Source organism: Kolteria novifilia (genome assembly GCA_007748055.1).
GTDB lineage: Bacteria > Planctomycetota > Planctomycetia > Kolteriales > Kolteriaceae > Kolteria > Kolteria novifilia.
Genome location: CP036279.1, coordinates 38,943 through 53,342, shown reverse-complemented (window position 1 = coordinate 53,342; position 14,400 = coordinate 38,943). Strand labels below are relative to the sequence as shown.

Below are 14,400 nucleotides of genomic sequence, written 5' to 3'. Positions count from 1 at the left end.
TGACCACCTACGACGTGATGCGATTCCCTTGGACAAAGACCGCCTCGACGCTGCCGGGAAAGGTGACTCCCTCGAAGGGGCTCCAACCGCACTTGGAGCGAATGTCGCCCCGTTCGACCGTCGTCGGCCGCGCGAGGTTCAAGACAGTGAACGTCGCGTCGTGCTCCGGCAACAGGTGACCGAGCGTCCCTTCATGGTAGCGGCTGTAGAACGCGCCCGGTTTCGCGGAGCAGATCATCGCGATCCGCTCCGGCGTGAATCCCTTCTCCAGCAACAACCACGTCACGAACGGCCCATAGGTGTCGAGGTGGGGTTGCCCCGAGATGCCCCGCGCCTTCTCCTCGAGAAGGTGGGGAGCGTGGTCGGTCGCGAGCATGTCGATCATGCCGTCGCGCAACCCTTCAAGCAAGGTCTCGCGGTCGGCCCGCGTCCGTAGCGGCGGATTCATCTGCATGAAGGTGCGATTCTCGGGTGTGATTCCCGCTTGATCGAAGAAGAGATGATGGGGCGTCACTTCGGTCGTGATCGGCAGCCCCATCGCCTTGGCGACGTAGATGTAGGGAAGGGCCTCGCCGACGGAGAGATGGGCGACGTGCCCATGAAAGCGATGCTTCTTGATCATCTCGATCGCGAAACGAACCGCCGTGACTTCGCAGATCGGGGGCCGTTTCTGTTCGTGCGTCCCCTCGGAGGAGTAGGAAGCCAGCAGTTCCGGATCCTCGCAGTGAAACGCGATGTACTTCCCGGAGTAGTCGGCCAGCGTCTCGTCGAGCTGCGCCTGGGTGCGGAAGAAGAGCTGCCCGATGCTCGGCCCCATGTAGGCCTTGTAGGGGACTTTCCGCTCGAGTGGCTTGGTCCCCGGACCAATGCCGGCGTAGAAGGTGAAGCCGACCGGACAGTCATCGGGGACGAGGGCCTCCTTGCGAGCATAGGCGGCTTCGTCGACGGGGGCGTCGGGATTGTTGGGCATGTCGGCGATATGGACGACGCCGCCGTGAATCGCCGCGGCCGCCGCGGTGGCGAATTCCTCCTTGTGGCACTCCTTGCCGCTCGGATCTTGGCGCGCATGGACGTGAACGTCGCCAAAGCCCGAGAAGATCAGGCAGTCATCGGAGAAGACGTGATCGGGGTCGCCCAAGCCGGTGCCGACCTCGACGATGCGCCCCTCGTCGACCCGAAGTTGAGCCTTTTTGACGCCGTCGATGTCGGCCAAACGTCCTTGAATGATCATGAATGCGTCGAAACCTCGTCACGATGGGGAATCACTTCGCCGGCGACGAGATCCGAGAAGGTCTGCCGTTTCCGCACGAGAATCGGGGAACCATCGCGAATTAGCACTTCCGCCGCCATCGGCATGGAGTTGTAGTTGGAACTCATCGCGAATCCATAGGCTCCCGCGCAGTGGATCGTCAAGAGATCGCCGACGCGGGCCTTCGGCAGCATCCGCGTATCGACGAATCCCCCTTCACGCTGCGTGAAGATATCGCCCGATTCGCACAACGGGCCGCCGACGACGACCTCTTGTTCCTCCGTCGACTCCTCGTGCGTCGGACAGATCGTCATCGGATGGTAGGCGCCATACATGACCGGCCGGGCGAGGTTGTTGAATCCCGCGTTGACCAGATAGAAGGTGTGGGCGCCAACGCGTTTGATCGCTCGGATCTCGCAAAGCAGATGGCCTGCCTCGGCCACGAGATAGCGACCCGGTTCGACTTCGAGTTGCACCGGACGACCAAGGCGCCGCTCGAGCGACTCCTTCGTCTTGAGCCAGAGCTGGGCATAAGCCCCGAGGTCGATCCGCGCCTCGCCCGCCTTGTAGGGGACAGGCAATCCGCCCCCGGCGCTGATGATCTTGATGGTGTTGGCGACGACGTCGGCCGCCTTCTCCATCGCTTGGCAAACGTGCGAAAGGTGCTCGAAGTCGGTCCCCGAGCCGATGTGCATGTGCAACCCGGTGATCTTGACCTCATACTCCTCCGCGATCCGGCGACAGTCGAGCAGTTGCTCGTGCCAAATGCCATGCTTGGAGGACTCGCCGCCCGTGTTCGTCTTCTGGCTGTGTCCATGTCCGAAGCCGGGGTTGAGCCGCAACGTCACTTCGCCGCCCGGCTTGCGGGCCCCGAACTGACTGATCATGTCGGGCGAGCCGCAATTGACACGAATGTCGTGCTGCACGACCAGGTCGAGGGCTTCGTGATCGAAGATGTCGGCGGTGTAGACGATCTGGCTCGGGAGGTAGCCCGCCAGCAGGGCTCGGTGGATCTCGCCGGCCGAGACGGCATCGACCTCGACGCCGCGATGATGCATCAGGTCGAGGATGGCGAGGTTCGAGCAGGCCTTCTGGGCGTAGCGGACCACCGGAAACGCGGAAAGATCTTTGATCCGCCGCTCGATCATCGATTCGTCGTAAAGGTAGCAAGGGGTTCCGAACTTGCGAGCGATCTCGCGCAGGTCGACGCCGGCGATCTCGGTGCGCAGGAGTGATTCTTCGTGCATCCGTGGGGTCCTTCTCTCTCGACGGTGGCCGGAAGCGGCACCGAGCAGACCGCCGAACGAATCGATGCGGGCCGCGGACGGTCCTGGCTTCCGTGGCTTCATTGTACGGAAGTGACGACGCCAGGCGGCGGGTCTAAGGTTCGCCGTCGAGTTTGGGAGAAAGGGGCGCACGCGGATCGACCAGGAAGTGGCGATTGACGACATTGACGGCGGGCGTCTTCTCGAGAAAGCGCCGAACTTCGAGCGCCGCCTTGCGTCGCATTTCGGGGAAGGCCTCGACGGAGTAAAACGCCGCGTGAGGCGTCATGATCACCCGGTCGTCCTGCCGCAGCTCTTCGCAAACAAGCGGTTCGGTCTCGAAAACATCTAGCCCCGCTCCGACCAGTCGTCCCGAGGCGAACCCCGCGAGAATCGCCTCGTGTTCGACGACCGCGCCCCGCGCCGTGTTGATCAAATAGGAGCCCACCGGCAGGAGGTCGATGGCCCGCCGGTCGATGAGATGCCGCGTCTCCTTGCTGGCCGGGCAGTGCACCGAAAGGAAGTTCGACTGAGGGAGCAACTCCTCGAGCGTGGCGGTTCGTTCCACGCCGAGGGCCTTCTCATACCCCGCTGGCTTGTAGGGATCGAAAAAGACGACCCGCATGCCAAACGCTCGGGCCCGAAGCGCCACCGCCGTCCCGATCCGTCCGCAGCCGACCAGCCCGAGGGTCTGCCCGCGAAGCCGCGGCGCCCCGAGCATCGTCTGGTACTGCCACTGGCTCTTGCGCATGCTCTGGTCGGTCGTCACCAAGCGCCGCGCGACCGCGAGGAGCAACATCAGCGTGTGGTCGGCGACCTCCTCGGTGCCGTAGTCGGGAACATTGCAGACCAGGATGCCCCGCGCCCCGGCCGCTTGGCGGTCGACGTTGTCGAAACCGACGCCGACGCGGACGACGCCGAGACAGCGATCGAGTCGTTCGATCAGGGCCGGACCGATCGGGACCTCGTGGAAGACGATCAGCGCGTCGGCTTCAGTCGCCCCACTCAGCAACTCTTCCTCGCTCGTCGCCTCGAGCACGCTAACGTCGGCGATGTCTCCGAGGACTTCCTCTTCGAATCTCGACTCCGTGAGAAAGTCGGTCACCACTACCCGAGGCCGCATCCCACCCCTCCTTCATGACTTGACGGCTACGAGATGAAGCTACGGGAACGGCGAGGCGGAAGCGAGCCGGAAGAAGGCATCGTCCGTGATGGTCGCGACGCGCGACGAAACGACGTGCGGTAGCGAAACGCGGTCACTCCACCGCGTTCGTGCTCGCGGCGACCTGTTCGCGGAGCATCTGGCGGAACTCGCGCAGACGAGTGAAATCGAATCCCGACGGCCGCTCCGAGAGGATCCAGTCGACATCGACCAGCGCCGCTTCGGGACGCATCGCACGATAGTGGAGATAAGCGCGAGTCATCCGCACGTCGGGAACGTCGGGAGCGATCGCCAAGATGGCGTCGAGGTAGCGAATCATCCGCTCGGGATTGGCCCGCGCCACCGCCGAGCCCCCCAGGTTTCGCAACATCCGGATGATGATCGCCTTGCTCGACACCGGCGCGAGATGCTCCTCGCGCAGAAGCGACCCGGTAATGTCGGCGACCTTTCGCTCCGCCTCGGCCCTCGTCAGCGCCTTGCCCCGATCGAAGACATCGATCAAGCCGCGATCGACGTCGCCCATCGTCTCGAGCCGGACGACGAAGTGCCCCGGCAACCCGACGCCCACCACCGGCAGCCCGATCCGTTGAGCCAACTCCATGTAGAGGATCGAAAGGGAGATCGGCAGGCCTTCCCGATCATCAATCACCTCGTTGAGGTAGCTGTTTGCGGGATTGCCGTAGTCGGTGCGGCTACCGTGAAAACCCATCTCCTCGAAGAGGAAACGGTTGAGGGCGGCGATCTTCTGCTGCTCGTTCGCGTCCTCCGCGATCTCCTCTTCGAGCTCGTCGGCCAACTGAGCGAACTCCCGCTCGTAGGAGGAGACGTCGAGTTCATCGTTGTCGAGTTGGGCGATGAGCAGCGCCGCCCGAATCAGGTCGATCTCCTCCTCCGGCTTGGCGGTCTCCTTGGCCAACTCGCCCCGTATCCGTTCCTCGTGGACCTTCTCGGCGAGGCGTTCGAGCAGGCGCGCTTCGCGTTGGAGCCGGCGGGCCTTGCGGCGCAGGGCCGTCACCGCGATCGGTCCCGATTTGGCCAAGCGCTCGACGCGGTCGGAGGACTCGACTTCCGCCGACAAGTCCGCGAGCAAACGATCGACCTCCTCGGCAAGCTCCTTCGGCACCGCCTCCCCCGAAACGGTTCGGCCGGCGGCGAACCCCTTGTACGACGCCTCGGTGTCGCGGAACTTGGCGAGTCCGACCTTGGAGCCGAACTCCTTCGCGTTCCACGGGTGCTCATGATTGACGACGAGCGAATCGTTGACGTAGGCCAAGATGCGATCGGGTTCGACGCGGACCCGCAGATGATTCCACTCTCCGGATTGGTAAGCCGGCGAGGCAACCTCCTCGAGGACACGCCAACTGAAAACGTCGGCTCCCTCGAAACGGCTCAGACGCAGCCGCCCTCCACTTGGGTAGAAGCCGTAGTGTCGGTCGCGACCATCGGCGGAGAAGATCAGCCCGGCCGCCCCGGCCTCATCCTCGAGGCGAACGTCGACGGCGATCTCGAAAGGAGGCTCGGGAGCCTTCTCGGCCGCGAGGAGCAGCGAACGGCCTCCGAAGCCGCGACCGAGCCCATCGACACGGATCGTTCCCGCGCGTTGACGCCAACGGGCCCCGAAGAGCGAGGTCCACTTGTCGGGATCGATCGCGCCAATGGTCAGCCAACGCTTCATCGGGATCGGGTTCGGATCGTCCATCAGCGTCTTGAGGTATTTGGTCGCCACCGCATAGGCGACGTTGGGCGTGCGCAGCGAACGTTGGCTCACAACCCCCTGGACCTTACCTTCGAGATCGAGCACCGGCCCGCCGCTGTTGCCTGGCTGCACCGGCATGCCGATCTGGATAAGCGGTTTCTCGTCCTCCTCCCGCATCGCCGAGACCGTCCCGGTGACAACGCTGTGGGTCAGCCCCAGCGGATTGCCGAAAACGACCACCTCCTCGCCGGCGCGAAGGCTGTCCTCCTCGGCCAAGGGCAACACGGGGAGTTCCTTGGCATCAATCCTGATCAGGGCTAGGTCGCGATGGCGATCGGAGGCGACCACCTCGGTGACGTCGAAGTGGCGTCCGTCGACAAGCTCGACTTGAATGGGCCGGGCCTCGCCGATGACGTGGAGGTTCGTCGCGATCAGCCCATCGGCGTCGACGATGAATCCCGTCCCGAGCCCCTCCCGGTCACCAGAGCGTCCCGAGTAGGTCACCACGACGACCGCATCGCGTGCGGCGGCGGCGATGTCGGCAGTCGACGGCTCCTCTCCCTTGGGTTCGGCGGCGTGGAGGGGAAGGACCATGCCCGCGAGTAGCATGACGAGCGCCGTTCGAGCGTGAGCCATGGAGGGGACTCCCAATCAACAATTCGGAGGGGCGAACGAGGAACGAGCGAACGGCTCGCGCAAAGGCCGAGCGCGCAATCTCCCGTCCCGCTCCATCCTAGCGTGGCTCGAGTCGGTCCTAAAATGAGAATGTGGGGAATGGTCGAATCCTCCCAGCGACGCCTGCCCGGCGACGCGCCCGTTGAGCCAAGTTGGTCGGTTCGGGGCTTGACGCTGTCGACGACGTTTAGCAGCATCGTCAACGACGGCCTGGTCTTCTCGGGAGATTTCCGCTCGCGGGGAACGGATGCTCGAAGGCGAGATCGGTCGAATGCCCACGGATCGCTCGCATGCCCCCACTGTTAGAAGCGTCGAACGTCTCGCGCCAGTTCCTCGGGGTCACCGCTCTCGATCGCGTCTCCCTCACCCTCCAAGCTGGGGAAATCCACGCCCTGGTCGGCGAAAACGGCGCGGGCAAATCGACCCTGATCGGCATCCTCTCGGGCGTGGTGACTCCCGACAATGGACGCATCCTCTTCCAGGGCGCTCAGGTCAGGATCGACAGTCCCCACGACGCCCGCAAGCTCGGCATCATCACCGTTCACCAGGAGCCGACGCTCTTTCCCACCCTCTCGGTCGCCGAGAACATGGCCTTCGCCGACGGTCTGCCAACGACGACGTGGGGAAGGGTCGACTGGAAGCGCGTCCGCGAGTCGGCCCGCCGAGCGACTGACTTGGTCGACGCGTCGATCGACGTCCGCGCGAGCGCCGAACGTCTCTCCATCGCCGAGCGTCACCTGGTTCAGCTCGCCACTGCGATGGCGAACGAGCCGCGGCTGCTGATCCTCGACGAACCGACGAGTAGCCTCTCCGGAGCCGAGAGCGAACGACTCTTCGACCGGCTCCAAGAACTTCGCCAACACGGCGCGGCGATCCTCTACGTCAGCCATCGCCAGCCTGACATCTTCCGGCTCGCCGACCGGATCACCGTTCTGCGCGACGGCCAACGAGTCTGGCACGGCGTCACCGGCAACATCGACCGTAGCAGCTTGGTCGAAGCGATGGTCGGTCGCGAGCGCGCCCCACTCTTCGGGTCACGAACGATCTCGGCCGAGACGCCCGCCGGGGCCACGCCACTTCTGAAGACAGTGGGTTTCACCGACGCGCGGGGGCGTTTCACCGACGTCGATTTGGTCGTTCATCCGCGGGAGGTTGTCGGTCTCTACGGACTGACGGGCTCTGGCCGAACGGAGTGGGCGCAGGTAGTCGCGGGTCTTCGCAAGCGTTCCAAGGGGAAGTTGGAGGTCAACGGCCAGGAGATCGTCATCAGTTCCCCGCGGGAAGCAATCGCGGCGGGCATCGCGTACTTGCCGGAAGATCGGCTTCACCAGGGAATCCTTCCGAACCTCTCGGTTCGCCAAAACACGGTCCTCGCGAACCTGCGGCAGATGGTTCGCTGGTGCTTGGTCCGGGGAAGCGCGGAGAAGGCCGCGACGGACGACATCCGCGACGAGCTTCAAATCAAGATGGAGGACCCGCGACAGCCGATCGCGCAACTCTCGGGTGGGAATCAGCAGAAGGTCGTGCTCGGCCGATGGCTGTTGACGCAGCCGAAGGTCTTCCTGCTCGATGAGCCGACGCGGGGCATCGACATCGCCTCGAAGGCGGAGATTCATCAGCTCATTCGCCAGCTTGCCAACTCCGGGTGCGCGGTCATTCTGATCAGTTCCGACCTGCCCGAGGTGATGGACCACACCGATCGCGTCGTCGTCTTTCGCGATGGCAAGGCCATCAAGAGCTATCCCGCGCGGGAGACATCGGCGCTAGCCATCGGCGACACCGCCATTCCCTCGGGCGACGACGACCAGGGACACCGTCGACAGCCGCGCACCCGACGTCGAACCCCCTGGGCCCTTGCGAGTGAAGGGGGTCTCTCGGTCGCGATCGTCTTGCTGGGACTGCTTCTCGCTTGGACCAATGGTCAGTTTCTCACGGGCGACAATCTCCTTCAGGTTCTCAGCAACGCCTCGGTCCTCTCCGTCATGGGTATCGGTTCGGCCGTCGTCATTCTGGCGGGTGGGATCGACATCTCCGTCGGTTCCCTGCTTGGACTCTCGGCGGGCGTCGCCGGCCTGATCCTCGGGTTGCCCGGTCCCGCCTGGCTGACGATTCCGCTGGCCATCGTGATGGCATTGGCGACCGGCTTCGCGGGAGGATGCCTCAACGCGACGCTGTCACTGCTCGGTCGCATCCATCCGATCGTGGTCACCCTCGGGACGATGACCCTCTTTCGAGGCCTCCTACAACTCTTAACCGGAGGGCGAGCGCTGACCAATATCCCTCCGGCCTTCGAGTCGTTGGTCACCGGTCGACTCCTCGGCGTCGAGGGAGCGATCGTGATCATGGCGCTGGTCGCGACACTCACCGGTTGCTGGCTCCAGCACACCAAGAGCGGTCGGAGTCTGTACGCCATCGGTTCCTCGCGGACGGCCGCGCGCGTCGTGGGACTCTCTCGCTGGCGTCTCTGGCTGCTCGCGTTCGGCGCCGGCGGCCTCTGCGCGGGGCTCGCGGGGCTGATGGAGCTTGCGCAAACGGGGACGATGCAGACACGATTGGGAATGGGCTACGAACTGCGCGCTATCGCCGCGGCGGTGGTGGGCGGGGTCGCGATCACCGGCGGCCGTGGCACGGTGATTGGGGTGCTGCTGGGGGCGATCCTCTTGGCGTTGGTGCAGAACGCGCTCGTCTTCTGGCAAGTCGGGGTCGAACAGAACGGCTTGGTGATGGGACTGCTCCTGCTGGCGGCGGTCGTTTTGCAACGTCTGGTGAGAACGAGAATATCGTGAGAACCGCCTGGCTCTCCACGGCGACGCGATTGTTGCCCGTGGCAATCTTGGGACTGATGGTGTGGCTGGTCTTCCGCTACGCCGCGCGGCCGTCGTACGTCCCACAGCTTTGGCGGCCGTGGGCCGAGATCGGCATGCTCGCGCTGGCGATGACTCCGGTCATCTTGATCGGTGGGATCGATCTGTCGATCGGCTCGATCGTCGCCCTCTCGGGTGTCGTGATCGGCGTTCTTTGGCGCGACGCGCAGCTCGTCTGGCCAATCGCCGTCCTGGGGGGCGTTCTCACCGGATTCCTCGCGGGAAGCTTCAACGGCGTTCTGGCTCTCGTTGGGATCGCGCCGCTGGTGGCGACCTTGGCGACGATGGCGCTCTATGCCGGGATCGCGTTGGCGCTGTGTGGCGTCCAACCGGTCTCGGGCATGCCCGCTGGCTTCACGATCCTGGGGCAGGGGTCGCTGGGAGTCATCCCACTACAGCTCTTTTATTTCGCAATCGCCACGATCATCTTCTACGTTCTCGTTCACCACACCGTCTTCGGTCGCTACCTCTACGCGATGGGCGACAACCGACTCGCCGCCCGATTCGCCGCGGTGCCGGTTCGCGGCATGGAATGGGCCGTCTACGCCCTATCCGGCACGATGGCTGGACTGGTGGCGGTCGCTTATACTGCACGCGGCGGAGGGATTCGCGCCGACACGACTCAAGGCATGGAATTAGTGGTCATCGCGTGCGTCGTGTTGGGAGGGACCCGCGTGACCGGCGGCGCGGGTGGCATCCCGCGGACCCTCTTGGGGATCGCGATCATCGCCAACCTCGAGATCGCTCTTGGGTTCCTAGGAGGGACAAGGCTTACCCTTCCCGGACTGAACGTGTCGTTCGCGATCGACGCCCACTCGCGTCAAGTCGTCATCGGCGTGCTCATGGTCGGCTTGGCGATTTGGAACGAGCGGCTGTCTCAACGGCGGCTGAGCTGACAAGCGAGGAGATGCCGTCGAGACGCGATCACGTTGTTCGCACCGGTTGACCGGCGAGCCCGTGGCAGCAAGCCTTGTGAGAGACTTGCGTGGGAGGTTGACCGAACAAGAGGTATTCTCCCCATGCTCACGACAAGCGTGGGCATCGCACCCTGAAGCTTAGAGTCACAGAAGTTCCGAATGTTGGATCGAATCTTCGACTGTCGAACGTTCACCCTTTCCGTTGGAGTCGTTCATCGATGCCCCGATTGCCCTCGCGGCTAGTCCGCCTGTTGATCCTTGGATGCTTGGGAACAGCGGCTGGCTGCGGGGCGGGGAGCGACGCGCCCACTACCGAGCCGGTCGCCTCCAAACGTCTCGTCATGGGGATGATGCCGAAGCTGGTCGGGATTCCTTACTTCAACGCATGCGAACGGGGAGCCCGAGAAGCGGCCGATGAGCTCGGCATCGATCTGGTCTTCGACGGACCACAAACCGACAGCGCCGATCAGCAGGCGGCGATGATCGACCTCTGGATCGGCAAGGGCTTCGACATCATCGCGATCGCTCCCAACGACCCGGTACGCGTGGCTCCCGCCCTCAAGCGCGCTCGCGAGGCGGGGATTCTCGTGGTGACCTTCGACGCGGACGCCGATGAAACGGCGTCGGGACGGGACCTCTTCGTCAATCAAGCCTCCGCGGAGTCGATCGGGAACTCGCTGGTCGACGTCCTCGCGGAGGGCATTGGCGGAAAGGGGACCGCCGTGATCGTCACCGGAACGGCCACCGCGGCGAATCTCAACGACTGGATCGCCATCATGAAACGTCGGCTAAAGGAGCACTACCCCGAGATCGAACTCCTTCCGACACTCGTTCCCAACGAAGACCAGAACCGCGCCCGACAAATGACCGCCGACGTCCTCAACGCCCATCCGGAACTCGACGGGATTTTGGGAATCACGTCGCTAGCGTTGCCCGCGGTCGCCGAGTCGGTCGCGGCGTCGGGCAGATCGGGCGAGATCTTCGTCACCGGCCTGAGCCTGCCGAACGTGGTCCGTCCCTACCTGGAGAATGGGACCGTCAAGAAGTTCGTGCTTTGGAATCCGGTCGATCTCGGCTACCTGACCGTCGCCGCCGCGAAACAACTCGCGGAGAAGAAGCTCAACAATGGCGTTCAGCCGGTCGGCCGGCTCAAGGATGTCGACGTCAGCGAAGATACCGTCATCCTCGGGCCTCCCATCATCTTTGATGAGACCAACGTCGAACTCTACGACTTCTGAGGTCTCCGGATGCGGAGCCTTCCGGGTGCCATGCCCACCGCTCGAGGTGGGCATGCTGGAAAGGCCCACCGTTCGAGGTGGGCATGCTCGAAGAACTCACCTTTCCGATGGGGAAGCTCGATAGGCTCGCTTTTCAGGTGGGCTATGCGCGAGACGCCCCTATTTCTCCTGCCCGACGGACCCGCGTCCCTTACGATAGACTGGAGTCAACGACATCAAATCGGTTCGTGATGAAGCACCGGAGCATTTCAGCCTGACCGTTGTCCGAACCCGTCCTTGCCCCCGGTGCACTCCGTCTGGAGAAAAGCATGCCCGTTCAAACCCATCGTTGCGAAGTCGATAGCCAAGGCAACGCCCAAGTCCTGCACATGACGGCCCGGGTCCAGTCGTGCCTCGCCGAGGGGACCATCACCGACGGTATCGTCACCGTCTTCGTCGTCGGGTCGACCGCGTCGATCACCACGACCGAGTTCGAACCGGGACTCGTCAACACCGACCTCAAGTCGGCATACGAACGGGTCGCCCCCGAGGACGGCTACTACGAGCACGAAGCGACCTGGAACGACGACAACGGCCATTCCCACGTCCGCGCCAGTCTCACCGGCCCATCGATCACCGTGCCGCTTGTCGATGGCCGCTTGGTCCTGGGGACTTGGCAGCAAATCGTCCTGATCGACTTCGACACCCGCCCCCGACAACGCGAGATCGTCGTCCAGGTCGTCGGAGAGACTCGGTGAACATTGTCCCGGCGATCGACCTTCTCGGCGGACACGTCGTCCACGGCGTCGCCGGCCAGCGGAGCAACTACTCTCCCATCGCGTCGGTCCTCGCGTCAGGAAGCGATCCGCGGGTGATCGCCGCGGCCCTGCGCAAGTTCGGCTTCCGCCGAGCCTACATCGCCGATCTCGACGCGATCGCCGGCGGTGACTTCGATCCCGAAATCCTCGATGTCGCTTTTGAACGAGGGCTACGACTCTGGATTGACGCCGGCCAACGAAACGCCGTGACACCCGCCTGGGCCGACCATCCCGCGATCGACCGACTCGTCACAGGCCTCGAGACGCTCGAATCCCCGGAGGCGCTCGATGCGTTGGTCGACCGGATGGGACCCGAACGGCTTCTGTTCTCGCTCGACATGAACGAGGGAAGGGCGCTCACCGCGAGTGAGCGCTGGCCCGAATCGACCGAGGAGATCGTCGAGCGGGTCCGGACCGCGGGGGTTCGTCACGTGCTGCTCCTCGATCTCGCCCGGGTCGGTCTTGGCCGGGGGACGGGGACCGAGGCGCTCACCGGTTCCATCCGGATGGAGCGGCCCGATCTCACGGTGAGCGTCGGCGGCGGCATTCAGACCCTTGAGGAGCTGATTCGATTCGAGACCCTGGGCGTCGAGGCGGTCCTGGTCGCCTCGGCCCTACACGACGGGAGTCTTTCCCGGGCCGATTTGGGTCGTTGGCTGGCGACGGATGATCCCGTCGATAAAACGCTGGCTCTCGGGGGCGTCGAGGCTATAACGCACCGAAAGCCGGGTCCGGGCTGACGCCTCGAGCTGAAACGACGCCAAGCATGGCATCCGTAACGGGAACCACGATGACCGACGACCGTTTCGATTTGCGCAACGTGGAACTGCGTGAGGTGATTCCTTGGGTTCATCTCTTTCGCGGCTTCCGAATCGCCCTTGATTTGAAGAAACTCGCCCTCGGGGCCGCGGGCGCCGTCCTGATGGCATTCGGGTGGAGCTTCATCGCCCTCTGGTTCATCGGCGAACGACCGACCGCGCCAGAAAAACCCGAAGGCGCCACGGGCGATCAACTGAGCCACTACGAGCTCGAGCAGCTCGAGTACCAAGAGCGCCTGAACTCCTACAACGCGCTCGAAGAGTCCCGCTACATGCCGTGGGATCAAGCCGAACGCGGCACGGACGTCTACCGCAGTGTCCTCGATCCCAGCGGCAAGGGCTGGCGCGGCGGCATTCCCGCCTCGGCGTTTCTGACCCTCGAGCCCATTCGACGCCTTCTCTTCCCGGCGGGCCTGACGCTACGCGGCCCCTGGGCGGCGATCCCCGGCACGCTGCTGATGGCGTGGACCCTCCTGGTTTGGTCCCTCTTTGGTGGCGCGATCACGCGGATCTCCGCGGTCCAAGTTGCTCGCGACGGTCACGTCGGTCTCGGCGAGGCACTGACTTTCGTCATTCGCCGCTACTTGAGCTACCTCGGCGCCCCGGTCTTCCCGTTCTTGGGCGTCGTCTTCATCGTCATCCTGTGCGCGATCGCCGGCTTTATCCTCTCGATCATTCCGGGAATCGATGTCCTCGCGGGAATCATCTGGTTTCTTCCGCTCGCGGCCGGCTTCGTGATGACGATCATGCTCTTCGGCCTGGTGCTCGGCTGGCCCTTGATGTTCGCGGCGATCAGCGCCGAAGCGACCGAGAGCTTCGACTCGCTGAGCCGATCGTACAGCTACGTCCTGACGCGTCCGTGGCACTACCTCTTCTACTCGGTGCTCGCGATCCTCTATGGGGCGATCGTCATGGTTTTCGTCACGGCCTTCTCCTACGCCGTGCTGCACATGTCGCAGTACTCGGTGGCTTGGGGCGGTGGCGAGACGGAACTGCGGCAACTCTACGCATACGTCCCGCTCGCGGGGGGCTGGCGGGAAAGCTTCGGGCCCGAAGCCGATTCGCCAACGGGAACGACCTACGTCTCGGCTCTCTTTGTGGGCCTTTGGGCGCATGTCTTCTTCCTGGGCATCGTCGGCTTCGCGTATAGCTACTTCTGGTCGCAGTCGACGATCATCTACTTCCTGCTGCGTCGCGACGTCGACGAGACCGAGTTCGAGGAAGTCTTCATTGAGGAAGAGGACGACGAACCCTTCCCGACGGCCCCACCGACGTTGACCGATCCCTCCGGCAAGGACGACAAGGGGGGCGATCCCTCGCTCCCGATCGTCGATCCGCCCCAGGGAAGCTAGCACCACCCCATCCCGCCCGAGGGGCTCGCTCTTGAGCCCTCGGGAGCGTCACGCGCCCCTTTTTCCGAGACCCTGCCCCCGAACCTCCCGCGAGGAGGCACGCGCGTGGATTGCTCGCTCTCTCTCCCTCTAACTTCATGCCTTTTCTTCCATAACCTCTTTTATGATTTGCCCTTACATCGCACGCCCCGCTTCCGTGACGTCACTGGCGGTGGCGGTGGATCGAGGGACGGGGAACACCGATCCGTCATCCTTCCCGGGAATCGGCGTGGATGGGTGGCCGGGATGACCGTTGAAAATGTGGGGAAACGGTCTTGATTCTTCATGTCACCTGGCTAGGTTTGTTTTTGGATTGGAATGAGATTGA

Annotated in this window: 10 protein-coding genes; 6 read left to right on the top strand and 4 right to left on the bottom strand. The window is 64.0% G+C overall.

The window, feature by feature from the left end:
• Positions 1-7: 7 nt before the first annotated feature.
• The 4 genes from Pan216_RS00195 to Pan216_RS00180 all read right to left on the bottom strand — a co-directional run bounded on the left by Pan216_RS00195 (position 8) and on the right by Pan216_RS00180 (position 6,008).
• Positions 8-1,231: an amidohydrolase family protein gene (locus Pan216_RS00195; protein WP_145253237.1), complete on the bottom strand. Its 1,224-nt coding sequence runs from the start codon at positions 1,229-1,231 to the stop codon at positions 8-10.
• On the bottom strand, positions 1,228-2,496 hold the full coding sequence (gene lysA, locus Pan216_RS00190; protein WP_145253235.1) for a diaminopimelate decarboxylase: 1,269 nt from the start codon (positions 2,494-2,496) through the stop codon (positions 1,228-1,230). Before lysA ends, Pan216_RS00195 begins: the two co-directional genes overlap by 4 nt.
• 133 nt (positions 2,497-2,629) lie before the next feature.
• Complete coding sequence (locus tag Pan216_RS00185; RefSeq protein WP_145253233.1) at positions 2,630-3,637, bottom strand: C-terminal binding protein; 1,008 nt, start codon at positions 3,635-3,637, stop codon at positions 2,630-2,632.
• 133 nt (positions 3,638-3,770) lie between these two features.
• Positions 3,771-6,008, bottom strand: a complete 2,238-nt coding sequence (locus Pan216_RS00180; RefSeq protein WP_145253231.1) for a transglutaminase family protein — start codon at positions 6,006-6,008, stop codon at positions 3,771-3,773.
• A 329-nt stretch (positions 6,009-6,337) separates the two neighbouring features.
• Here Pan216_RS00180 and Pan216_RS00175 point away from each other — a divergent pair, with 329 nt between their 5' ends.
• The 6 genes from Pan216_RS00175 (at position 6,338) to Pan216_RS00150 (ending at position 14,033) form a co-directional block, all read left to right on the top strand.
• Positions 6,338-8,833: an ATP-binding cassette domain-containing protein gene (locus tag Pan216_RS00175; protein WP_145253229.1), complete on the top strand. Its 2,496-nt coding sequence runs from the start codon at positions 6,338-6,340 to the stop codon at positions 8,831-8,833.
• Entirely contained in the window at positions 8,830-9,807 is a 978-nt protein-coding gene (locus Pan216_RS00170) for an ABC transporter permease (RefSeq protein WP_145253227.1), read from the top strand. The genes Pan216_RS00175 and Pan216_RS00170 overlap by 4 nt, the downstream gene beginning before the upstream one ends.
• A 239-nt stretch (positions 9,808-10,046) precedes the next feature.
• On the top strand, positions 10,047-11,066 hold the full coding sequence (locus tag Pan216_RS00165) for a substrate-binding domain-containing protein (RefSeq protein ID WP_145253225.1): 1,020 nt from the start codon (positions 10,047-10,049) through the stop codon (positions 11,064-11,066).
• Positions 11,067-11,374: 308 nt separating this feature from the next.
• Complete coding sequence (locus Pan216_RS00160; RefSeq protein WP_145253223.1) at positions 11,375-11,803, top strand: secondary thiamine-phosphate synthase enzyme YjbQ; 429 nt, start codon at positions 11,375-11,377, stop codon at positions 11,801-11,803.
• Complete coding sequence (locus Pan216_RS00155; protein ID WP_419193090.1) at positions 11,800-12,603, top strand: HisA/HisF-related TIM barrel protein; 804 nt, start codon at positions 11,800-11,802, stop codon at positions 12,601-12,603. The genes Pan216_RS00160 and Pan216_RS00155 overlap by 4 nt, the downstream gene beginning before the upstream one ends.
• Before the next feature lie 26 nt (positions 12,604-12,629).
• Positions 12,630-14,033, top strand: coding sequence for a hypothetical protein (locus Pan216_RS00150; RefSeq protein ID WP_145253219.1), 1,404 nt, complete (start codon positions 12,630-12,632; stop codon positions 14,031-14,033).
• Positions 14,034-14,400 lie beyond the last annotated feature (367 nt).

What these genes read in the sequence shown, in the direction of transcription:
- Pan216_RS00160 (WP_145253223.1), top strand. Translation starts at nt 11,375, where the DNA reads ATGCCCGTTCAAACCCATCGTTGCGAAGTCGATAGCCAAGGCAACGCC.
- Pan216_RS00175 (WP_145253229.1), top strand. Translation starts at nt 6,338, where the DNA reads ATGCCCCCACTGTTAGAAGCGTCGAACGTCTCGCGCCAGTTCCTCGGG.
- Pan216_RS00185 (WP_145253233.1), bottom strand. Translation starts at nt 3,637, where the DNA reads ATGCGGCCTCGGGTAGTGGTGACCGACTTTCTCACGGAGTCGAGATTC.
- Pan216_RS00180 (WP_145253231.1), bottom strand. Translation starts at nt 6,008, where the DNA reads ATGGCTCACGCTCGAACGGCGCTCGTCATGCTACTCGCGGGCATGGTC.
- Pan216_RS00150 (WP_145253219.1), top strand. Translation starts at nt 12,630, where the DNA reads ATGGCATCCGTAACGGGAACCACGATGACCGACGACCGTTTCGATTTG.
- lysA (WP_145253235.1), bottom strand. Translation starts at nt 2,496, where the DNA reads ATGCACGAAGAATCACTCCTGCGCACCGAGATCGCCGGCGTCGACCTG.
- Pan216_RS00165 (WP_145253225.1), top strand. Translation starts at nt 10,047, where the DNA reads ATGCCCCGATTGCCCTCGCGGCTAGTCCGCCTGTTGATCCTTGGATGC.
- Pan216_RS00195 (WP_145253237.1), bottom strand. Translation starts at nt 1,231, where the DNA reads ATGATCATTCAAGGACGTTTGGCCGACATCGACGGCGTCAAAAAGGCT.